Raw genomic sequence first — 21,687 nt, forward strand, 5'->3', positions numbered from 1 at the left:
GGTGGTGAGACATAGGTGGAACCGATAAAAGTGCATATAAAGACACTCTCTAACGACCACATCGAACAATTTATTCGATGTCCGTACAAATTTTATCAGCAGCAGCTTCTTTTGAAAAAAACATCTATAGATTGGAAACAGCTTGTTCAAGTAACTGTCCATCAAATCATTAAAACATACTATAGCAAGCCCGTTGAGTATCGCTCGAACCTCTATGTTTTACAGCTTATTGAAAAATATTGGCGCCTAAAGCCAAATATGTTTTCATCACCCGTTCACTATTACGATGTGTTAGCTAAAGTAAGCGATTATTTACTAAGGTTTTTAGGAGAGAAAGCACATGTGGAACTACCGCTTTTTGTGTTTGAGAAATACAGCGTGTATGTAGAAGAAATTCAAAGCAACCTTTCTCTAACCATTGATTTTGCTGCATGGACAGAGAAGTCTTATACGGTAACAAAATTCATTCTAGATGACCATGAAGAAGTGAAAAACGCCATGAAAGACTTTATTATCGTTTTTTCGAAACAAGCTTTTAAAAAGGTTCCTGAACAAATTCGTTTTTATTCATTATTAACTGGAGAAACAACAACTTATCATATTGCACCAGACGATTATCAAAAAGCCATACTTCAACTACATATTGTCAAAAGTGTGTTAATGGAACCAAAACATTTTCAAAAGAATTATGCATCCAGTGAGTGTGAAAACTGTCCTCTTAAGCGAGAATGTTGTGAAGAAGGAGATGTGCGGCCAACACTGCTGGTGTAAAGGAGCGTCATTTACATGAAGGAAATCTTACTAGCTTATGCGAGTATGTCAGGTAACACAGAAGCGATAGCCGATTTGATCGAAGAAGAATTAGTCAAGCATGGATTGCATGTGAAACGAGCAGAAGTATATGACATTGATGCTTCTGACCTTGTATCCGCAGAATCTATTATCTTTGGAGCTTATACGTGGGGAGATGGAGAGCTGCCAGATGATTTTTTAGATCTTTATGATGAAATGGATGATATAGATCTCAGTCAAAAGCAGATGGCTGTATTTGGCTCAGGTGATTCATCATATGATGTTTTTTGCGGAGCAGTTGATTTAATTGAAGAAAAAATAAAGAGACGTAACGGAAATATAGCCGTTCCCGGTTTGAAAATCGAGCTCTCTCCCTTTGGAGAAGATGTAGAAAAATGTAAGGTATTTGCTAAAGGTTTTGCTGAAGTAGTAGCAAAATCTGCTCCTTCATAAGAAAACCCGGTCAAGTGCTGACCGGGTTTTTTAATATGGCTTCTTTTTGCTGTATTCTTTATTATCTTTCATAAATAGACGCCAGAAATAAAAGAATCCAGGAAATAAAATAGCAAAACCAACAATATACACAATAAATAAAGAATGAAACGCATCGGGATGTGTAAATCCATTCTCAATCGTTACGTTTGGATAGACAACATAAGGTAAATGACTTCGTCCGTATACGTAACTTGCTAAGAAATATTGAAGGATAATGGATACCACAGCTAAACGAGGCATGCCTTTTCCTTTTTGAGAAGGTAGCAGCAGAGCAATGCCAGCTACTACAAATAGACCTACAGATCCGTAAAGAAGGGGCTTAAACTGCATCATTTTATCATATAACCAGCTTGCTTCTGATTGCATTGTAATCATAATAAAGATAGCCATTAGCAGGGAAAGAGGTCCTGTAATGAGCGCATCACGCCGATAGACCGCATAAGCTTCCATTTCGTCAGATGACTTCGAGTAATCTGCTAATAACAGAGAAGATAGAAACAGCGAAGAGCTTATGGCAAACCCGATAAATGAATAGACGTGCGGACTTGAAAATACTTTTGCTAAATTTAATCGCTGCGTGCCATCAATTATATCAATAAATCCACCTTGACTTACTGGCAGTACAGCGATTAAAAAAGCAGGAATTAACACGCCGGATATACCGGATATATAAACCAATGCTCTCCGATATTTGAAGCTGCTAGCATAGTGTGAAAACACTAAAAATCCGCTTCGAATAGATAAGAGAAGTAAAATGATACTTCCGGGTATTAGTAACACTGTGCCAAGCGTAAATGTAGCTCGAGGAAAAAAACTAAACAGCGCAACAACAATCGCAACGATAAATACATTGGTTACTTCCCAAGTAGGCGATAGATATCTGTTTGCTACATCTGTAGCATTTGTTTTCGTACGATTAATATATACCATCGACCAAAAGCCAGCTCCAAAGTCCATCGTTCCCATTACGGCATAGATAAAAATGAAGCCCCATATTACAGTAATTGCTAGTAATGAATCACCCATATTCTCACATCCTTTTTAATCTGCTTGCGCAGCAAGCTCTTTAGAAAGCGGATTTCTTCTGAAATAAAACACCAGTACAAGGGCGACTGCGGCCACAAGTACGATATAAACAAGCAAAAATAAAAAAAATAAAATATGCAAATTAGCAGAAGTGGTAACTGCTTCTGATGTACGCATGATGCGGTAAATGACCCAGGGCTGTCTTCCTGTACATGCGAAAATCCATCCGAATTCAATGCCCATGATCGCGAGAGGGCCTGTTGCGACAAATGCCCACATAAAAATTTTAGGGAAGCTTTTCTTCTTTAAAAACTTGTACCAAACAACGCCCACTAGCGCCACTAAAATTAAAATCGATCCGATAATGACCATACCGTTAAACAAGGTATGCACAAAAAGCGGCGGCCAATAATCCCTAGGGAAGTCATTGAGTCCAGTAATCACTGTATTAAAGCTATTACCCGACAAGAAGCTGAGCATCCATGGAAACTCAATTCCATACTTGACTCGCTGTTCTTTTTCATCTGTAAATCCGCCTAAAGCTAATGGCGCATGATCTTGCGTTTCAAATAGACCTTCAGCTGCTGCAAGTTTTTCGGGTTGATATTCGTATACTTTTTGCATAGATTCATGTCCATTCAAAGCTGTTACAAAAGAAAAAATCCCGCCGATTACTAATCCCATCATCAATGCTTTATGATGAAATTTATATTCTCTTGGATTATGTTTTCGCGCACGAAGCATTTTAAAGGCAGCGACTGAAGCAATGACAAAGCCTCCGGTTGTATAAGCAGAAACGGCTACATGACCGGACGTTACAAAGAAACTCGGATTAAAGAAAGCTGCCCAAGGATCTACGCTTACAATTTCGCCATTTAAAATTCGAAAGCCAGCAGGTGTTCCTTCAAATGCGTGCACGTTTGTAATTAAAACGGCAGAGGCAAGAGCGCCTATTGCTACTAAAATTAGACTGATAATCCTCATTTTTCGAGAAATACGGTCCGCTGCGTATACGTAAATAGAGAGAAACAGAGCCTCAATAAAGAAAGCATAAATTTCAATTTGAAAAGGAAGAGCCATCACTTTTCCTACGATTTCCATAAAACCCGGCCAAAGCAACGCTAATTGTACACCAGCAATCGTTCCCGTAGGAATGGCGACTCCAAGCAGGACAGCAGCTCCTTTTGTCCAACGCTGTGCCATAAGTTCATAATCTTTATCTTTTGTTTTGTAGTAAAGAATTTCAGCCAATAAAATCATGAGAGGAATGCCGACGCCAAGAGTGGCAAAAATGATATGTACTCCCATGTTCAAACCAAACATTGAACGTGCAGTAACTAAATGATCCATTCATTTTTCAACCTTTCCAGTAAAGTATTGATAAACCTTATTGTCCACTTTTTACCACGCTTTATGCATCAGAATTGGTAAAACATATAACTTGAAAATAGTAATCATTACGATTATAATAAGTGTATATTGTTTTAAAGGAGAGATATTTAATGAAAACAAATATTCATCCAGACTATCGTAAAGTTGTATTTATGGATACAAATAGCGGAACATCATTTTTATCAGGATCTACAAAACAATCAAATGAGACCGTTCAATGGGAAGATGGCAACACATATCCGCTTTTAAAAGTTGAAATCAGTTCGGATACACATCCATTTTATACAGGAAAACAAAAATTTGCTGATAAAGGCGGCCGTGTAGAACGCTTTAAGCAAAAATATAAGTTACAATAAAAAAACTAGCCGGGAGGCTAGTTTTTTTATTAATATAATGCTTTTTTCAACGTATCAATGTTGTGCTGCATAATGGAGAAATAATCTTCTTTATTTTTAACATCGTTTTTTGTTAATGACTCTAAGTTATGAAGTGTTAAAGCTTGAGCTCCCACTTCATTTTTTACAAGCGTAGACACTTTAGGCTTTAAATTTTGGTCAAAGATAAAGTATTTGATATGGTCTTTTTTTGCCTGTTTTACGATGTTTTCTAATTGTTTTTGAGACGGCTCATTTGTAGGAGATAAACCCGCTACGCTAATTTGCTTTAAGCCGTATCGTTTTTCCCAGTAGCCATAGGCTGCATGTGATACTAAAATTTCTTTATGAGGTGCGTCGCCAATCGTTGTTTTTAACTCTTGGTCCACATCTTCAAGGTGAGTCTTTAACGCTTGGAAGTTCTTTTCAAACTCTGCTTTTTTATCTGGTTTTAATTCAATAAGTTCATCTTTAATATTTTCTGCTAATTGAATAGCTAAAACAGGATCAAGCCAAACGTGAGGGTCTGTATCTCCGTGGTTATGCTCTTCTTCATGGGCATGTTCGTCTTCGTGAGCATGATCATCTTCAGAACTCTTTGCTAATTTAATTCCTTTTGCAGCTTCTACTAAAGCTACATCTTCATTTTTAAGTGTAGACTGTGCTTTATCTGCAAAACCTTCAAGTCCAATTCCTGAGTAAACGAATGCGTCCGCGTTGGCGATTTTAACCATTGTTTTTGTTGTAGGCTCAAATGAATGGGCATCTACACCGGTTGGTAAAATGCTTTTAGCTTCTACATATTTTCCACCAATTTTTTCAGTAAAGTCTTGTAAAGGGTAGATTGTTGTATAAACTTCTAATTTTTTGTTTTTATTATCAGATGCGTTATTTGCACTGCTTGAACTGCACCCTGCAAGAGCTGTTCCGATTCCTAATGCAAGCACCATTAAAAGTGGTTTGAATTTCATTATGTTGCTCCTTCCGTTCGTATCGTAACCATTTATGACCTATGTTATTATATCGTAATTATTACGATTTGAAAACTAAAAATTTACGCACTTACTGTAAACTTAGGAAGGGGATCTTTGAGAGTAGCCCAATCTTGATTCATTTCCTCATTTGTCAGCAAACAGCGGTCTAAAGTTTCAATTATTTCAGCTGTGTTCATATCAATACCAATGAACACGAGCTCGTTAATACGATCTCCAAATTGTTCATCCCATTTTGCTCGTAATTCAGGCTCTTCTTTTAAGGTTTGTTCTCTTTCTTCCGGTGCGTAAGTTGCTATCCATTCACCCGCTGCTTGAATCATAATGGACGTACCCGCTTGAGAAAGAAGTCCTGCCATATTATTACGCGAAGCAAGCCAGAAAAATCCCTTTGCGCGTACAATATCAACCGGCCAGTTCTCTAACCATTTCATAAAGCGTTCAGGATGAAGGGGACGATTCCTTCTGTATACAAAAGAAGAAATACCGAACTCTTCCGTTTCAGGCGTATGATGTTCTTCATTTAATTCTTTAATCCATCCGGCTCCTTGACTAGCTTTTTCAAAGTCGAATAAGTGGGTATGAAGTATGGCTTCAAGGCTTACTTCACTATTAATTGTTTGGATAACAGTGGCTTCTGAGTTTAATTTATGAAGAACGGCCTGCAGCTCATCTGCATCATCTTTTGTTAACAAATCAACTTTGTTTAACAAAATGACGTTTGCAAATTCAATTTGATCGATTAATAAATCAATCACTTCTCTTGTATCGTTTTCATCTGTTCCTTCTTTGCGGTCTAATAAGCTTTCGCCGGATGAAAAGTCTTCCCAAAAGCGATTGGCATCTACTACAGTGACCATCGTATCTAACGAACATTTCTGAGTTAAATCAATGCCAAGCTCTTCATCAATATAAGTAAATGTTTGAGCAACAGGTATAGGTTCGCTGATTCCGGAAGATTCAATGACAATATAATCAATATCACCATTGTCAGCTAGGCGTTCTACCTCTTTCATTAGATCGTCTCGAAGCGTACAGCAAATACAGCCATTTTGCATTTCAACAAGTTTTTCTTCTGTTCGAGAAAATCCGCCTTGTTTAACTAAGTCTGCATCAATATTTACTTCGCTCATGTCATTGACAATAACCGCGACCTTTAAACCTTCTTTATTTTTTAAAATATGGTTCAAAAGAGTTGTTTTACCTGAACCAAGGTATCCGCTTAAAACGGTAACGGGAATTTTTTTCACTGTTATAACCTACTTTCTTGTTTATAAATAATAATGATTACGATTTAACACTTTTCATCTTATAGGAAAAAGTATTATAATACAAGAAAGAATTTTTTTTATGAAGGAGAAGACAGCAAATGAGCTTATTACAAGATGTTTTAGAATTCAACAAAAAATTTGTAGAAGAAAAGAAGTATGAACTTTACGAAACAAGCAAATTCCCTGATAAAAAAATGGTCATTTTATCGTGTATGGACACAAGATTGGTAGAATTGCTTCCACACGCTTTAAATTTACGCAACGGAGACGTGAAAATCGTTAAAAATGCAGGAGCGCTTGTTTCACATCCATTTGGAAGTATTATGCGAAGCATTTTAGTAGCTGTGTACGAGCTACAAGCTGATGAGGTATGTGTAATTGGTCACCATGACTGCGGAGCAGGTAAACTTCAGGCGGAACCTTTTTTAGAGAAAGTAAGAGCAAAAGGCATCTCAGATGAAGTGATTAATACCATTGAATATTCTATGGACTTGAAACAATGGTTAACGGGTTTTGATTCAGTAGAAGAGACTGTTCAGCATAGTGTAGAGACAATCCGTAATCATCCTCTATTTTCAAAAGATACTCCTGTACATGGACTAGTTATTGATCCAAATACAGGAAAGCTAGATGTTGTTGTAAATGGGTATGAAGCAATCGAAAACAACTAAAGCTTAGTGTGATTTTTTCTCAGGTACTTCATCGATGCCACCCGGATGGAACGGGTGGCATTTTAAAATGCGTTTTACAGTCAAATAAGATCCCTTTACGGCACCAAAGCGTTTAATGGATTCAACTCCGTACTGGGAGCAAGTAGGGTAAAACCGGCACCTTGCCGGAAGAAAAGGTGAAATTCCTTTTTGATATCCTTTTATAAGTAAAAGCAAAAGCTTTGCAATCATTTATTATCACGTTCTTTCTTTCGTGTTTGCTCATACTATAAGGGATAGAAGGAATAAAAAGCAACTAAAAGAAATAAAGGTTATTAAATGGATGAAATATATCGGAATTGCATGTTATGATAGGTGAAAGAAGAAAAAAGGAGTGGTATTATGCCATCAGTAGAAAGTTTTGAGCTAGATCATAATGCGGTTAAAGCACCTTACGTAAGACACTGCGGTGTTCACAAAGTGGGAAGCGACGGCGTTGTAAATAAATTTGATATTCGTTTTTGCCAGCCAAACAAACAAGCAATGAAGCCCGACGTTATTCATACGTTAGAGCATTTATTAGCTTTTAACATTCGTACTCATGTAGAAAAATATGATCACTTTGATATTATTGATATTTCGCCTATGGGATGTCAAACTGGGTACTACTTAGTAGTGAGCGGCGAGCCGACTGTACGTGAAATTATTGACTTGTTAGACGATACGTTAAAAGATGCAATTAACATTACTGAAATTCCAGCAGCAAACGAAAAGCAGTGCGGTCAAGCGAAACTTCACGATTTAGAAGGAGCAAAACGCTTGATGAAGTTCTGGCTAGAACAGGACAAAGAAGATTTAGAAAAAGTATTTGGCTAAAAATAAGCAGTCCACTGGGCTGCTTATTTTATTTGAAAAAAGATGAAGAAGTTTCTCTGAGTCTAAAGAAAGGGAAATGTCTCTTTTTATGAAAAAAATGTTTTAATCAACTAAAAAAGGGTACAACTATATTATATAAAGAGTTCACAAAGGAGCGAAAAACATGGCAGCAAATGTAAATGAAATCGTTAATAAACAAGTAGCGAATTTTAGTGTAATGTACATAAAACTTCATAACTTTCACTGGTACGTAAAAGGTGAACAATTCTTCACTCTTCATGAAAAGTTTGAAGAGCTGTATACGGAAACAGCTACAATTATTGATGACCTTGCAGAACGCCTTTTAGCATTAGAAGGAAAACCTGTGGCAACAATGAAAGAATCGTTAGAACTTTCTTCTATTAAAGAAGCGGATGGAAGCGAAACGGCTAAAGATATGGTTGCTTCTTTAGTAAGCGATTTTGATACGCTAACTGCTGAATTAAAAGAAGGAATGGACGCAGCCGGTGAAGCGGGCGACGAAACAACAGGAGACATGCTGTTAGCCATTCATCAAAGCTTAGAGAAGCATACGTGGATGTTAAAATCATTCCTAGGCAAGTAATTAAAACCTGCGAGTACTCGCAGGTTTTTTTATGATAAGATGGACGAACACTTTTTTTTCACTGGCATATACTGTAGGGATATGACTGCTTATGACTGCTGAAAGGGTGAAAAAAGTGGATATGCAGAAGCTTGCTGTCTTGATAATCTCAAGTTTAGGTTCACTGGCTTTTTTTTTATTTGGAGAGTGGGACTATTTACTAATGGCTTTAGTAGCATTAGTGGCAATGGATTACTTGACGGGTACAATTGCAGCTTTTATAAATAAACGTTTATCTAGCAAAGTAGGTTTTAAAGGAATTGCCAAAAAGATTTTTATTTTTGCCATGATTGCTGTAGCAAACTTTATCGATTCTGTATTCTGGGAAAACGGTCATATTATTCGAGATGGAGCTATTTTGTTCTATATTTTAAACGAAATGATTTCAATTACAGAAAATGCAGGAATTGTAGGAATTCCAATTCCAGAGCCGTTAAAAAAAGCAATAGCGATTTTAAAAGACCGCTTTAAATCGTAGAGTGTATAAAAAAAGAATAAGATACAAATAAGAAAGATAAGTTGGCACTAGAAAGAAGGAGCTGAATATCTTTCATGACAAAAAAATATTATGTATCTCTGAGTTCAGGAGAAATCAATCAGTCAAATACTGCTTCAGATTGGAATTATGCAATTGAAGCAACAGATGAAGAAGTGGAGAAGCTGAGAACGTATTTAGATCAGCGTGCTTCAAGCGATTGGTCGAGCTTTTGGCGATCACATATTCCATATCTGGAATATCATCATGATTCTCAAAATGATATGTACGATAAAACGACAGTTGAAATATATACCATGCTTTATCAGCTGGGAGACAATGAAACAAAATCACATATCAAACAGATGAATATTTTATCTTCAGATAGAATGGAATAAGGGGTAAAAAGCAAAGAAAAAAAGTACGAGCATACTTTTCTTATCAGGTATGGCCGTAATGTATGATAAAATAAGGGAAAAATCAAATGGAGTTTGAGTCGACCATGTACACATTTAAGGATGCATATCATAATCAAGTATTTTTATCATTTGAAAAAAATCCATTCTCGAAAACTCCACGTCATGTTTGGGTCGTATGCAGGTATGAAAATCAATGGTTGCTAACGAATCACTCAAAACGAGGTTTAGAATTTCCCGGAGGAAAACTAGAAGGCAATGAAGTACCAGAAGAAGCAGCGGTTCGAGAAGTATTTGAAGAAACAGGCGGAGAAGTCTCTTCTTTAACTTATATTGGTCAGTACAAAGTAGTAAGTAAAGGAAAGACTATTATTAAAAACATTTATTTTGCTACTATTGGAAATGTAATTAAAAAAGAAGACTACATGGAAACAGATGGTCCAGTAATGATTGATGAACTACCTTCGGGTATTCAACAAGATGATGCATACAGCTTCATCATGAAAGATAATGTTTTACAATATGTAATGAAATATGTAAAGCGAACATTTTTGTAAAAGCATCGTATTAATAAAAATCCCCCCGTTTGTACGGGGGGATTTTTTATGAGCGTCGGATCAATTTCTTTTCTAAATAAGCAACGCCTTGGTACATAATCGTAGCGAAAATGGCAATTAATAATAAGCTGAGAAGAACAAGAGTAAAGTTGAAAACTTGGAAACCATAAATAATCATATATCCAAGCCCTTTTGAAGAAACTAAAAATTCTCCTACGATGACGCCTACCCAAGATAAGCCGACATTTACTTTAAATGTGGAAATAATGGCAGGCATGGAAGCTGGCAGAATTGCTTCTTTAAAACAGCGGGTTTTCGTTGCACCGAAGCTTTTTAGTAATTTAATATAGTTTGGATCAACTTCTTTAAAGGCTGTGTAAACGACGATGGATGTAATAATAACGGATATAATCGCTCCCATCGTTAAAATTGAGAAAAATCCTGGACCGATCGCTACTATTAAAATAGGGCCCAGCGCTACTTTGGGCATGGCGTTTAAAATAACGAGGTAAGGGTCTAATATGTTTGCAAGCCTAGTTGAATACCAAAGGGCCGTTGCAAGTAAAATACCTAGCAATGTGCCTAGAATGAAGCCAAGAACCGTTTCAAATAATGTAAAACCAATATGTTCTGCTAGCGAGCCGTCGGCAAGTTTAATTAAAAATAAATGCCATACTTTAGTAGGGGAACTGAAAATTAAAGGATCAATCAACTTTAAACGAGAAGCTAGTTCCCAGAAGCTAAAAAAGGCTAAGAAAATGACCATCTGTACGCTCAGTACTAATCGTTTTTCGCCGCGAACCTTGCGAAGGTAGCTTTCGTGAAGAGTATTTAGGGAGCTAGTGGGTTTCAAGTTGATCAAGCTCCTTCCATATGTCCATAAATAAATCGTTATAGACAGGGTGCTGGCGTGCTTCAAACGGAGAAAGGGTTCGTAAAATAGAAGGAACCGTAAATATTTTTGCGATTTTCCCCGGCTTGGCTGAGAATAAAAAGATTCGGCTGCTCATAGCAATGGCTTCGCCGATATCGTGCGTGACCAAAACGGCCGTTTTTTGATAGGTCATCAGCGTTTTGGAGACAAGTTCTTCAAGCTTGAGTTTTGTTTGAAAATCGAGTGCTGAAAAAGGTTCGTCTAAGAGTAAAATAGCGGGGTCAATAGCAAGTGTTCGAACTAAAGCGACGCGTTGTCTCATGCCTCCGGATAACTGGTGCGGATATAGGCTATCTACGCCTTGTAAACCGATTTCTTTTAGAAGTAACAAAGCTTTCTTCTCTGTTTCATCTGTTAGCTGGCCGCGAATTTCAAGACCAAGTAAAATATTTTCTTTAATGGTTTTCCACGGAAACAAATAATCTTGTTGAAGCATATAACCGATGTTTGGGACTGATGTTCCGATATTTTCACCGTCTATTGTGACAGAGCCGGACGATGGTTCAATCAAGCCGGCAATAATCGATAGAAGCGTCGTTTTTCCACATCCGCTTGGGCCGAGAAAGGAAACAAATTCTCCTTCTTCAATAGACAAATTAATATGTTCAAGTGCAGTGGTAGCAGACTTTGTCGTAAGATACATATGCTGAACATCTTGAATGTGAAGTTTTGTCATATTACTCACTCATTGCATCTTTTGCGAATTTTGTGTTGACTAGCTTGCTGTGATCGATGTGTCTTGGAAGTTCTCCAGATTCGTCCATGATTTTTTGTAAATGATCCCACTCTTTTTGATCTAATAAAGGGTTAGTTGCAAAGGATTTTTGGGATTTATAGCGGTCAATAACAGTTTTCAGCGTTTCTTTAGGTGTATCTTCAAAATACGGTGCAACCACTTCAGCAATTTCATCTGTGTTATGTGTATTCACCCATTTTTGTGCTTTGTAAATAGCTCGAGTAAATTTAGCCGCTGCTTCAGGGTTATCTTTTAAATAGCTTTCTTTGGCCATAAATGTTGTATAAGGAACTGTTCCTGATTCTTTTCCGAAGGAAGCAACGATATGTCCTTTTCCTTGTTGCTCTAAAATACTAGCCGTTGGCTCAAATAATTGAACGTAATCTCCAGTGCCAGAAGCAAAAGCATTCGCAACGTTAGCAAAATCAATGTTTTGAACGAGTTTTACATCTTTTTTAGGATCAATATTATGCTGTTTCAACACATATTCCCCTACCATTTGCGGCATGCCGCCTTTGCGTTGACCAAGAAACGTTTTGCCTTTAAGCTGATCCCATGAGAAGTGATTGACTTTTTTACGCGCTACTAGAAATGTTCCGTCGGTTTGGGTTAGTTGTGCAAAGTTGATGATGGGATCACTAGACCCCTGTGCATATACGTAGATTGAAGTTTCCGAGCCGACTAGAGCGACGTCGATGCCGTCAGATAAAAGTGACGTCATTGTCTTATCTCCGCCCCACGTTGTTTTTAAATCTACCTTTAGTCCTTCTTCTTCAAAAAAGCCTTTTGAAATAGCGACGTACTGGGGAGCATAAAAGATAGAGCGAGTTACTTCGCCAACACGAACCGTTTGTACAGATGTTGTTTTGCTGCAGCTAATTAGTGGAATGAGTAAAATCATAATAGCAAGCAAAGAAAAAAGCCATTTGATTGGTTTCATAAAGCAAACCTCCTTAAAATAATAAAATATTTTATGATAATGTATGTAAAGAAGTGGAAGAAGGTGAGTGCCTATATAACTATGTGTAAAATCAAAGAAGTATTAGTCAACAATTGAAAGTACACCTTAGCGGGAGAAAGCAGGCTAGTTATATAAAGAATGGAGGAAAAAAATGAAAGATGGAACAATTCTTCATAAACAGCGTTTCCCATCATCAAACCCTCGCGTGGCGCTGTGGGTGATTACATATGCATGTCAAGGGCTTAAGATTAAAGGAATGCTCGCAGAGCCAAAAGAAAAAGGAATGTATGACGGCTTTTTATACTTAAGGGGAGGTATTAAGAACGTAGGAACGGTTCGTCCTGCTCGACTCATTCAATTTGCTTCTCAAGGTTTTATTGTGATGGCTCCGTTCTATAGGGGAAATCAAGGAGGCGAAGGAAACGAAGATTTTGCGGGAGATGATCGTTACGATGCTTTTGCTGCTTACGATTTACTGAAACAGCTCCCTAACGTCTACCATGACCGCATTCATATTTTTGGGTTTTCAAGAGGGGGAGTGATGGCTTTACTCACAGCCATTGAAAAAAACGACAGCCGTTCTCTTGTGTTATGGGGAGGCGTCACGGATATGGTGCTGACATATGAAGAAAGAGAAGATTTAAGAAGAATGATGAAGCGGGTGATTGGAGGAACGCCTTCTAAATATCCTGAAAGATACGAATGGAGGACACCTTTGCATCGTGCTCATCTCGTCGAGCCGCCGGTCTTGCTTATTCATGGTTTAGAAGATAAAAACGTGTCGATTGATCATTCCTATCAGCTCGAATCTAAACTAAAGAAGTCCAATAAAAAAGTTACCAGCTGGTACTTCGAAAACTTTCCACATGCTTTTCCACCAAAAGAAAACCGAGAAACGGTGAAGAAGTTAACGAAGTGGATGAAAGCGCAATAAAAGATATGCTACGATAGAGAAAACAAGTAGAATAACAGTGAGGAGTGAGAAAAAATGGGGATGCCGCTAGAATTAAATACAATGATTGTGACAAAAGGCAACGAAAAGCGTGTAACGGATAACATTTTTCAAATTGAGAAAAAAGGATATCGCTTGTATCCGTTAGATATTCCATTAAACATTCACAAAACGAAAAATGGAGAATGTATTGGAACTGCTGTTGTGCGTAAGGTAGAAATGGAGCAGGAAAAAACCATTGTCACATATGAACTGACAAAATTACATTCGACTAACTAAAAAACCGATCGTCTTATAGACGATCGGTTTTTTATTAGACTCTAGGTCCGCCTAATGTTGAAATGTCAGATGCTACATCATTAAAACGCTTGAAATTAGCTTTGAATTTAGCAGCAAGCTCAGTTGCCTTTTGGTTATAAGCTGTCGCATCGTTCCATGCTTTAGAAGGCTGAAGCACTTCATCAGGAACTCCCGGAACATGAGTTGGAATCGATAAACCAAAAATAGCATCTGTTACTGTTTCGGTATTAGCTAGTTCTCCTTCAAGGGCTGCTTGAACCATAGCTCGAGTGTAACTTAACTTCATTCGTTCGCCCACGCCGTATTCACCGCCGGTCCATCCAGTATTTACAAGGTATACATTTACATTATGTTCATCGATTTTCTTTCCTAGCATTTCTGCATAAGTTGTTGGAGCAAGGGGTAAGAAAGGCTCACCAAAGCATGTAGAGAAAGTAGCCTGTGGCGATGTTACGCCGCGCTCTGTTCCAGCTAACTTACTAGTGTATCCGCTCAGAAAATGGTACATTGCTTGTTCTTTTGTAAGCTTGCTGATTGGAGGCAAGACGCCGAAGGCATCAGCAGTTAAAAAGACAATAGCTGTAGGGTGCCCAGCAACGCTTGGCAATACCGTATTATCAATAGAGTCAATTGAATAAGCGGCACGAGTATTCTCTGTTAAACTATTATCATTGTAATCTGCTACTTTCGTATTTTGATTTAACACTACATTTTCCAGTACGGCGCCGAAGCGAATTGCATTGAAAATTTGCGGTTCTTTTTCTTCGGAAAGCTGAATGCACTTCGCGTAGCATCCTCCTTCAATATTAAATACACCAGAGCTTGACCAACCGTGCTCGTCATCTCCGATTAAACGACGGTTTGCATCAGCAGAAAGCGTTGTTTTACCCGTTCCAGATAAACCAAAGAATAATGCAACGTCACCTTCTTCTCCTACGTTAGCAGAACAGTGCATGGATAGAATATTGTTTTGAGGAAGCAAGAAGTTCATCACTGAGAAAATAGATTTTTTCATTTCACCAGCGTATTCAGTTCCTCCAATTAGCACGATGCGTCGCTCTAACGAAAGAATAATGAAGGTTTCAGAATTCGTCCCGTCTGTTTCAGGATCAGCTTTGAACGTTGGAGCTGCTACAATTGTAAACGGCTTCACATCATCATTTGTTTTTTGTTCGGCTGAAGGGCGAATGAATAACTGCTGAGCGAATAGGTTATGCCATGCAAATTCATTAACTACTTGAATTGGTAACTGATACTTTTTATCAGCTCCAGCATATCCATTAAAAACAAAAAGTTCATCCTGCTTCTTTAAGTGGGTTAAGACTTTTTTGTATAGCGCATCGAATCGCTGAGCAGAAATTGGCTGATTGACAGGTCCCCATTCAACCGCTTTTGAAGACACAGCATCGCTTACAATAAATTTATCTAAAGGAGAGCGACCTGTATATTTTCCGGTTTCGACTGACACAGCACCTGTAGAAGTCAGCGTTCCTTCGCGTCGAGCTAGAATTTTTTCAACAAGTTGTGGAACAGATAATTGGTGTTTTGTTGTTTTTAATTGAAGCAAACCATTTAATTCGATAGACATATCAACAGTACTCATGTGCACTACCTTCCTTTTTTAGCTATTATTTATTCATTAATGTTTGAAATTTATAATTAGTATAACACATTTATTTAATTATTCTATACTATTTAACTAAAAATGTTTGTGTATTATAAAAAAATGTACGTTATACCTATTTTAGACACATGTATATGTGATAGGAGCAAAAAAAGTGAAGCTATTTTAAGTGAAAGCCTCATTTTGATCTGTCTTATTAACTAAACTTAGTGATGATTCTTAATAAGATGTACTATTTCGGAATTTGAGTATGTTACATTAAAACACATTCAAACATAAAGAGATGATTTCCATTTGAATGTTGTTGACAGTGAAGCGCTTTTTCATGTATTATATGTCCTTGAACGGATACTCTCTTATCCCGAGCTGGTGGAGGGACAGGCCCTATGAAACCCAGCAACCATCGTCATTTTTTTGTGTAGACGATAAGGTGCTAACCTGATGCAAGGGCACAACCTTGATCGATAAGAGTGAAAGGCTTATGTAGAATTTGATACCTTTCCTCGATACAAGGAAAGGTTTTTTTATATTTTTTAACGTGTAGTGAAAATAAGGGAATGAGTACCGTATCACAATGTATCGTATTTATAAGGAGGAAAACTGATGTCAACACAACGTCGTCTGTTCACGTCAGAATCTGTTACAGAGGGACATCCCGATAAAATTTGTGACCAAATTTCTGACTCAATTCTTGATGCTATCCTAGCAAAGGATCCAAATGCTCGTGTTGCTTGTGAAACAAGCGTAACAACTGGTTTAGTTTTAGTAAGTGGTGAAATTACAACTTCTACTTACGTGGATATTCCTAAAACAGTTCGTGAAACAATTAAAGGAATTGGCTATACTCGTGCAAAATACGGATTTGATGCTGAAACTTGTGCAGTATTAACATCTATCGACGAGCAGTCAGCTGATATCGCTGCTGGTGTAGACCAAGCGTTAGAAGCACGTGAAGGTCAAATGTCAGATGAAGAAATCGAAGCAATCGGAGCTGGAGACCAAGGGTTAATGTTTGGTTATGCATGTAACGAAACAAAAGAATTAATGCCTCTTCCAATTTCATTAGCTCATAAACTTGCTCGCCGTCTAACAGAAGTACGTAAAGAAGAAATTCTTCCTTACCTTCGCCCGGATGGTAAAACACAAGTAACAGTTGAATATGATGAAAACAACAAACCTGTTCGCATCGATACAATTGTTATTTCAACCCAGCATCACCCAGAAGTAACGTTAGAGCAAATTCAACGTAACTTAAAAGAATATGTTATTAATCCAGTTGTTCCAAACGAGTTAATTGATGAAAATACAAAGTATTTCATTAACCCAACAGGACGTTTCGTAATCGGCGGTCCTCAAGGAGATGCTGGTTTAACTGGTCGTAAAATTATCGTTGATACTTACGGCGGATATGCTCGTCACGGCGGCGGTGCATTCTCTGGTAAGGACGCAACAAAAGTAGACCGTTCAGCAGCTTATGCAGCTCGTTATGTTGCGAAAAACATTGTAGCAGCTGATCTTGCTGATAAATGTGAAGTACAACTAGCATATGCAATTGGTGTTGCACAACCAGTATCTATTTCAATTGATACATTCGGTACAGGAAAAGTTTCTGAAGAAGTACTAGTAGACGTAGTACGCAAAAACTTTGACCTACGTCCAGCAGGCATCATTAAAATGCTTGATTTACGTCGCCCAATTTATAAGCAAACAGCAGCTTACGGCCACTTTGGTCGTACGGATGTGGAGCTTCCTTGGGAGTTCACAGACAAAGCGGAAGCATTAAAAACTCAAGCTTTAGCTAAATAATAAAAAAATCTCCGTGAAAACGGAGATTTTTTTATGCCCATTGAATACCTGCAGCAGATTTTTCTACGACACTTTCATATTCTGAAAGCAAATGCTGAAAAATGGCGTCCCATGATTGAGTAAGAGCGTATTGTCTCGCTGCATGGCCAAAGTGAAGACGCTGATGCAAATCATCGAGTAAATCTGTAATAGCCGAACTGAATTCTTCTAAGGAGTGAGGTTTGCAAAGGTAGCCGTTTCGCCCGTGCTGAACCATCTGTTTAACTCCTCCTGCATTTGCTGCCACTACAGGAGTTCCAGAAGCAAGAGATTCCAGTACAACATTTCCGAAGGTTTCTGTTTCTGAAGGAAAAACAAACAAATCAGATGATGAATAGATATGAGCAAGTTGCTTACCTTCAAGGAAGCCTGTAAATGTCATATGCTCAGATGCTTGCTGCTGCATTTGTTCTTTTAAAGGGCCGTCTCCCACAATAACCCAGTGAATTTGATGGCGGATATGATCAGGTAGAGATCGTGCGATTTTTATTAAAAAATCAGCGTTCTTTTCTTTAGCTAATCTTCCTACATACGTTAAGATGTAGGGTTTTTTTATATTATATTTAATACGAATATCAAAGCGGTCATAGTGGGGATGAAATAATTTATGATTTACTCCTCGCGACCAAATATCTACGTTGTGAAACCCTTGTTCTTCTAGCTGCTGTTTGGTCACTTCAGAGGGAGCGAATATTTTTTGTACAGGTTTATAAAACCATTTCATATATTTTTGCAGTGGTACACGCATTTTTTCAAGTTCATAGTGAGATAAATAATCATCAAAATTGGTATGATAAGAGCCGACAAGAGGAACACCTAATCTTTTCCCGTAATAGGAGCCGCAAAGCCCCATTGTAAAAGGAGTGGCCAAATGAATAATAGAAGGATTGAATGCCTGCAGCTGCTTTTTAATTTTTAGAACGTTTGGCAATGAAAAGCGGCTGTTTGGATAAAGGAAAAACGGCATGCTGGGCGAACGGTGAACATACGTTGAAAATGACTGATCATGAGCAAATTCAGGAGCAAATACCTGGATGGGAATTTGCTTTGATTTGACGTACTGAGTAAATTGATAAAGTGTTTTAGCAGCTCCGTTAACTTCTGGAGCAAATGTATCCGTAAATAAAGCAATTCTCATTAGTACTCCTCCTATCAATTAAGTTAAAAATATGTTCAGTGAAACAGCACCCGAAAAGATGCCCAGTATCAGACCTACCATGACATCCGTCGGATAGTGCAGGCCAAGATAAATTCTTGAAATTCCTACCATTACTGCAAGAGGCAAAAGAACAGCAGCGAAGGCTGGATAAACAATCATAAGAGGGGTAACCAACGAAAAAATAGCTGTTGTATGCCCAGATGGAAATGAATGATCTTTTAATGGATTTTCTAACACTTTTGTATGTTTTAATTGAATATAAGGTCGTTTTCTCGGATATAGTTTTTTAGCAATGGCGACTGGAATATGACTAACGGCTAGAGAAAACGCACAAGCGTAAGCGACGGATGAAGGATACAGAAATAGCAGCAAGCACGCTATCACAATGGTAAAAGTGGCTCCTCCGGCGTGAGTTAGTAAACGTAAAAATCTATTTAAGTGCTTTCGATCAAAATGTTGGTTTACGCTTTTGAATAATCGGCATTCGGCATCGTATACATACTGAATTAACTTGGCTTTCATAGAGTCGCTCCCTTTTCAATAAATACGTCTTTATTATTCAGTTTAATCTTTAATTGTGGAGGCAGTACTAAAACGATGTAAATTAATATGGAAATTTCTTTACAATTGTGGAGAGAATAGAACATGATTGGAGAGTTTGTGGAGATACTAAAAAAATTCCCTCAGTGTGACTTTCTGAGGGAACGTTTCCTTTATAATGAAGAATCAGATTTCTTAATAGACTTATAATACTGCCCTTTTTCTACATATTCTGTACGAATGCGCTGCATATCTTTTAAATCCTCTTCTGTCAGAGTGCGGATCACTTTAGCAGGTCGGCCGAGTGCGAGAGTATTAGGTGGTATTTTTTTACCGGGAGGCACTAAGCTTCCAGCACCGACAAAAGCACCTTCACCAATTTCTGCACCGTCTAAAATAATAGAACCCATGCCAATGAGCGCGCGTTTGCGGATGATGGAGCTATGTAAAATAACTTGATGTCCTACTGTCACATCATCCTCAATAAGCAATGGAGCATTTGGGCTTTGATGGAGTGTTGATTGATCTTGTATATTTACTCGTTTACCAATAATCGTAGGTGAAACATCTCCTCTAATAACAGTGTTAAACCAAATGCTGCTTTCTTCACCAATGGTGACATCTCCAGTAATCGTGACATAGTCTGCGATGAAGCAGCTGGGTGCAATGGTAGGCATTTTTTCTTTATACGGATAAATCATCAAATCATCTCCCTTTATTAGTTGAAAAAAAGTAGTAAATCTTCTAATGTAAGTGTACAAAGGTTTTTTAAGCAGGTAAACAAAAAAAGGAAGAAGGAGTAACTCAAATGCATAAATGGGAAGCAGTAAATCCAAAAGGCGTTATTGTCATGGTCCATGGAGCAGCGGAGCATCACGGACGCTATCGCTGGCTGATTGAGATGTGGCGTTCGGTTGGAATGCACGTAATTATGGGAGACCTTCCTGGCCAAGGCTTAACAACAAGAAGAAGAGGACATATCCTATCCTTTGATGAATATGTGTATGAAGTGGAAGAATGGGTACGTGAAGCGCAAAAATATGATTTGCCTATTTTCCTGTTAGGTCACAGTATGGGAGGACTGGCGGTTATTCGTACGCTCCAGACAAAAAACCTCCCTATATGGGGTGCGATTCTTTCCTCTCCTTGTCTAGGATTAAAAGAGCAAGTACCGGCTTATTTAGATATGCTATCTAAAGGGTTAAATAAAGTCATGCCGAACAAACTTTTCGATTTAGGTCTCACTGTTGAAAAAGCAACAAGAAACCAAGAAGTTCGAGATGAAGATGAAAATGACTCACTGTATGTTACAAAAGTTTCTGTAAGATGGTACCGGGAATTGATCCAAGCTGTCAACTTAGCTTTTAAAGATATCGATCGTTTGCCTGATGTCCCGCTTCTTGTGATGCAGGCAGGAGAAGATAAAATTATTGAAAAGCTGATTGTTAGGCAGTGGTTTGATGAAATAGAGCTAAGTGAAAAAATCTACAAAGAATGGTCTCAGCTGTATCACGAAATCTTTAATGAGCCTGAAAGAGAATACGTTTTTACATATGCGAAAAGTTTTGTCGATCTTCACATTTAATAAGTGCGGTAAAAAATTGAGGTGAAAATAAATGAAGATTCCGTCTCATCCTATTTCATTAATGAGAAAAATCTATCGAGAAGTGTTTCCTGTCGTTCATCATGAGCTTAATCATTGGCGCGAACGAGCAAAAGAGATTCCTAATAAAGAATTGCGTACTCAAGCATTGGCAAGTATCGATACAAAAACTTTTCATTGTGAAGGAGGCGGTATCCTATCGATTTTAGCGAAAGAAAACATGATTGAATGCGTGAAATTTATTGTTGCCTACCAAACAATCAGCGATTACTTAGATAACTTATGTGACCGCAGCAATTCGCTAGACCCTAAAGATTTTGCCGCCTTACATGAATCGATGCCAGATGCGTTGACTCCTCATGCACCTCTTGGGGATTACTATCGTTTTCGAGCGGATAAAGACGACGGAGGATACTTAGCCGGACTTGTCCAGACTTGTCAGCAGTCCTTGCGAAAAGCTTGTAATTACCATATAGTCTCTTCACATTTATTAGAACTAGCTAATTATTATTGTGATTTGCAAATACATAAGCATGTTGAAATCAAGGAAAGAGTTCCACGATTAGAGAATTGGTTCGATGCTCACCGGCACAGTGTTCCTGAAATGGAGTGGTATGAATTTTCAGCGTGCTCTGGTTCAACGTTAGGAATTTTTTGTTTAGTTGCTTATAGCTTTCAAGAAGAGATGACCGAAGAAATGACGCAGAAAATAAAAGCAGGATATTTTCCTTATATTCAAGGCTTACATATTTTACTCGATTATTTAATTGACCAAGAAGAAGATAAAGCAGGAGGAGATTTGAACTTTTGTTTTTATTATCCTCATTATCAGCAAATGATGGATCGCTTTTTGCATTTTGTCGTAAAAGCGGACGAATATGCTAAAAAACTGCCGGATTATCACTTTCACTGCTTTATCTATAAAGGACTCTTGGGCGTTTATTTGTCAGATCAAAAAGTGCGGGCACAAAAACATGTTCATGTGAATGCACGTAGGTTAATAAAAGCGGGGGGAGCCCTCAGCTACTTTTTCTATATCAACGGACGCTTGTACCGAATGTTAAAAAGATAAGC

Annotated in this window: 26 protein-coding genes and 1 riboswitch; of the genes, 14 read left to right on the forward strand and 12 right to left on the reverse strand. The window is 37.9% G+C overall.

The window, feature by feature from the left end; all coding sequences use genetic code 11:
- The first annotated feature begins 15 nt into the window (after positions 1–15).
- Together AC4NPH_RS23575 and AC4NPH_RS23580 are read left to right on the forward strand one after the other, a co-directional pair.
- Complete coding sequence (locus AC4NPH_RS23575) at positions 16–771, forward strand: hypothetical protein (protein ID WP_231101793.1); 756 nt, start codon at positions 16–18, stop codon at positions 769–771.
- Positions 772–786: 15 nt separating this feature from the next.
- Entirely contained in the window at positions 787–1,245 is a 459-nt protein-coding gene (locus AC4NPH_RS23580) for a flavodoxin (RefSeq protein WP_013059555.1), read from the forward strand.
- 30 nt (positions 1,246–1,275) lie between these two features.
- On the opposite strand, the gene AC4NPH_RS23585 is transcribed toward AC4NPH_RS23580, so the two are convergent.
- Positions 1,276–2,313, reverse strand: coding sequence for a cytochrome d ubiquinol oxidase subunit II (locus tag AC4NPH_RS23585; protein ID WP_013059554.1), 1,038 nt, complete (start codon positions 2,311–2,313; stop codon positions 1,276–1,278).
- Positions 2,314–2,328: 15 nt separating this feature from the next.
- Positions 2,329–3,663, reverse strand: a complete 1,335-nt coding sequence (locus tag AC4NPH_RS23590) for a cytochrome ubiquinol oxidase subunit I (protein ID WP_013059553.1) — start codon at positions 3,661–3,663, stop codon at positions 2,329–2,331.
- 152 nt (positions 3,664–3,815) lie between these two features.
- Between AC4NPH_RS23590 and AC4NPH_RS23595 the strand changes: the two genes are divergently transcribed.
- Positions 3,816–4,061, forward strand: coding sequence for a type B 50S ribosomal protein L31 (locus AC4NPH_RS23595; RefSeq protein ID WP_013059552.1), 246 nt, complete (start codon positions 3,816–3,818; stop codon positions 4,059–4,061).
- A 29-nt stretch (positions 4,062–4,090) separates the two neighbouring features.
- Here the strand turns inward: AC4NPH_RS23595 and AC4NPH_RS23600 are convergent, their stop codons facing one another.
- Both AC4NPH_RS23600 and AC4NPH_RS23605 read right to left on the reverse strand, forming a co-directional pair.
- Positions 4,091–5,050: a metal ABC transporter substrate-binding protein gene (locus tag AC4NPH_RS23600; protein ID WP_013059551.1), complete on the reverse strand. Its 960-nt coding sequence runs from the start codon at positions 5,048–5,050 to the stop codon at positions 4,091–4,093.
- Between the two features lie 83 nt (positions 5,051–5,133).
- The gene (locus AC4NPH_RS23605) at positions 5,134–6,321 is read right to left on the reverse strand and encodes a GTP-binding protein (protein WP_025601462.1); all 1,188 of its coding nucleotides are present in this window, start codon (positions 6,319–6,321) and stop codon (positions 5,134–5,136) included.
- Between the two features lie 119 nt (positions 6,322–6,440).
- Between AC4NPH_RS23605 and AC4NPH_RS23610 the strand changes: the two genes are divergently transcribed.
- Positions 6,441–7,013: a beta-class carbonic anhydrase gene (locus AC4NPH_RS23610; RefSeq protein WP_014457956.1), complete on the forward strand. Its 573-nt coding sequence runs from the start codon at positions 6,441–6,443 to the stop codon at positions 7,011–7,013.
- Positions 7,014–7,016: 3 nt separating this feature from the next.
- On the opposite strand, the gene yidD is transcribed toward AC4NPH_RS23610, so the two are convergent.
- Entirely contained in the window at positions 7,017–7,244 is a 228-nt protein-coding gene (gene yidD, locus AC4NPH_RS23615; protein WP_013059548.1) for a membrane protein insertion efficiency factor YidD, read from the reverse strand.
- A 150-nt stretch (positions 7,245–7,394) separates the two neighbouring features.
- On the opposite strand from yidD, the gene AC4NPH_RS23620 reads away from it, so the two are divergent.
- The 5 genes from AC4NPH_RS23620 to ytkD all read left to right on the forward strand — a co-directional run bounded on the left by AC4NPH_RS23620 (position 7,395) and on the right by ytkD (position 9,959).
- Positions 7,395–7,868 carry an S-ribosylhomocysteine lyase gene (locus AC4NPH_RS23620; protein WP_013059547.1) on the forward strand — a complete coding sequence of 158 codons (474 nt, stop codon included), beginning with the start codon at positions 7,395–7,397 and terminating at the stop codon, positions 7,866–7,868.
- Between the two features lie 163 nt (positions 7,869–8,031).
- The gene (locus AC4NPH_RS23625) at positions 8,032–8,472 is read left to right on the forward strand and encodes a Dps family protein (protein ID WP_013059546.1); all 441 of its coding nucleotides are present in this window, start codon (positions 8,032–8,034) and stop codon (positions 8,470–8,472) included.
- 91 nt (positions 8,473–8,563) lie between these two features.
- Positions 8,564–8,989 carry a phage holin family protein gene (locus tag AC4NPH_RS23630; RefSeq protein WP_013059545.1) on the forward strand — a complete coding sequence of 142 codons (426 nt, stop codon included), beginning with the start codon at positions 8,564–8,566 and terminating at the stop codon, positions 8,987–8,989.
- 74 nt (positions 8,990–9,063) lie between these two features.
- Complete coding sequence (locus AC4NPH_RS23635) at positions 9,064–9,384, forward strand: hypothetical protein (protein ID WP_013059544.1); 321 nt, start codon at positions 9,064–9,066, stop codon at positions 9,382–9,384.
- A gap of 104 nt (positions 9,385–9,488) precedes the next feature.
- Positions 9,489–9,959, forward strand: a complete 471-nt coding sequence (ytkD, locus tag AC4NPH_RS23640) for an RNA deprotection pyrophosphohydrolase (RefSeq protein ID WP_013059543.1) — start codon at positions 9,489–9,491, stop codon at positions 9,957–9,959.
- 46 nt (positions 9,960–10,005) lie between these two features.
- Here ytkD and AC4NPH_RS23645 read toward each other — a convergent pair whose 3' ends face one another.
- Genes AC4NPH_RS23645 through AC4NPH_RS23655 form a run of 3 tightly spaced genes read right to left on the reverse strand, consistent with a single transcriptional unit; the run spans position 10,006 to position 12,569 of the window.
- On the reverse strand, positions 10,006–10,812 hold the full coding sequence (locus AC4NPH_RS23645; protein WP_053487789.1) for an ABC transporter permease: 807 nt from the start codon (positions 10,810–10,812) through the stop codon (positions 10,006–10,008).
- Positions 10,799–11,569, reverse strand: coding sequence for an ABC transporter ATP-binding protein (locus tag AC4NPH_RS23650; RefSeq protein ID WP_025601484.1), 771 nt, complete (start codon positions 11,567–11,569; stop codon positions 10,799–10,801). The genes AC4NPH_RS23645 and AC4NPH_RS23650 overlap by 14 nt, the downstream gene beginning before the upstream one ends.
- 1 nt (position 11,570) lies before the next feature.
- The gene (locus tag AC4NPH_RS23655; protein WP_053487788.1) at positions 11,571–12,569 is read right to left on the reverse strand and encodes an ABC transporter substrate-binding protein; all 999 of its coding nucleotides are present in this window, start codon (positions 12,567–12,569) and stop codon (positions 11,571–11,573) included.
- 172 nt (positions 12,570–12,741) lie between these two features.
- Here AC4NPH_RS23655 and AC4NPH_RS23660 point away from each other — a divergent pair, with 172 nt between their 5' ends.
- Both AC4NPH_RS23660 and AC4NPH_RS23665 read left to right on the forward strand, forming a co-directional pair.
- On the forward strand, positions 12,742–13,524 hold the full coding sequence (locus AC4NPH_RS23660; RefSeq protein WP_013059539.1) for an alpha/beta hydrolase family protein: 783 nt from the start codon (positions 12,742–12,744) through the stop codon (positions 13,522–13,524).
- Positions 13,525–13,578: 54 nt separating this feature from the next.
- Positions 13,579–13,821, forward strand: a complete 243-nt coding sequence (locus AC4NPH_RS23665; protein WP_013059538.1) for a DUF2584 domain-containing protein — start codon at positions 13,579–13,581, stop codon at positions 13,819–13,821.
- Positions 13,822–13,855: 34 nt separating this feature from the next.
- Here the strand turns inward: AC4NPH_RS23665 and pckA are convergent, their stop codons facing one another.
- A complete protein-coding gene (pckA, locus tag AC4NPH_RS23670; protein WP_063672782.1) occupies positions 13,856–15,445 on the reverse strand; it encodes a phosphoenolpyruvate carboxykinase (ATP) in 1,590 nt (529 codons plus the stop codon).
- Positions 15,446–15,819: 374 nt separating this feature from the next.
- Positions 15,820–15,937: riboswitch (SAM riboswitch) on the forward strand.
- 132 nt (positions 15,938–16,069) lie between these two features.
- Here pckA and metK point away from each other — a divergent pair.
- Complete coding sequence (gene metK / locus AC4NPH_RS23675) at positions 16,070–17,272, forward strand: methionine adenosyltransferase (RefSeq protein ID WP_013059536.1); 1,203 nt, start codon at positions 16,070–16,072, stop codon at positions 17,270–17,272.
- A gap of 31 nt (positions 17,273–17,303) precedes the next feature.
- On the opposite strand, the gene AC4NPH_RS23680 is transcribed toward metK, so the two are convergent.
- The 3 genes from AC4NPH_RS23680 to AC4NPH_RS23690 all read right to left on the reverse strand — a co-directional run bounded on the left by AC4NPH_RS23680 (position 17,304) and on the right by AC4NPH_RS23690 (position 19,711).
- Positions 17,304–18,449 carry a glycosyltransferase family 4 protein gene (locus AC4NPH_RS23680; RefSeq protein WP_013059535.1) on the reverse strand — a complete coding sequence of 382 codons (1,146 nt, stop codon included), beginning with the start codon at positions 18,447–18,449 and terminating at the stop codon, positions 17,304–17,306.
- Between the two features lie 18 nt (positions 18,450–18,467).
- Entirely contained in the window at positions 18,468–18,992 is a 525-nt protein-coding gene (locus AC4NPH_RS23685; protein WP_025601494.1) for a phosphatase PAP2 family protein, read from the reverse strand.
- A 191-nt stretch (positions 18,993–19,183) separates the two neighbouring features.
- The gene (locus tag AC4NPH_RS23690; RefSeq protein WP_013059533.1) at positions 19,184–19,711 is read right to left on the reverse strand and encodes a gamma carbonic anhydrase; all 528 of its coding nucleotides are present in this window, start codon (positions 19,709–19,711) and stop codon (positions 19,184–19,186) included.
- Positions 19,712–19,818: 107 nt separating this feature from the next.
- On the opposite strand from AC4NPH_RS23690, the gene AC4NPH_RS23695 reads away from it, so the two are divergent.
- Positions 19,819–20,595 carry an alpha/beta fold hydrolase gene (locus AC4NPH_RS23695; RefSeq protein WP_013059532.1) on the forward strand — a complete coding sequence of 259 codons (777 nt, stop codon included), beginning with the start codon at positions 19,819–19,821 and terminating at the stop codon, positions 20,593–20,595.
- A 31-nt stretch (positions 20,596–20,626) separates the two neighbouring features.
- Positions 20,627–21,685 carry a tetraprenyl-beta-curcumene synthase family protein gene (locus AC4NPH_RS23700; RefSeq protein WP_013059531.1) on the forward strand — a complete coding sequence of 353 codons (1,059 nt, stop codon included), beginning with the start codon at positions 20,627–20,629 and terminating at the stop codon, positions 21,683–21,685.
- The last annotated feature ends 2 nt before the right edge of the window (positions 21,686–21,687 follow it).

Source organism: Priestia sp. MDV22-iso46 (assembly GCF_058629175.1).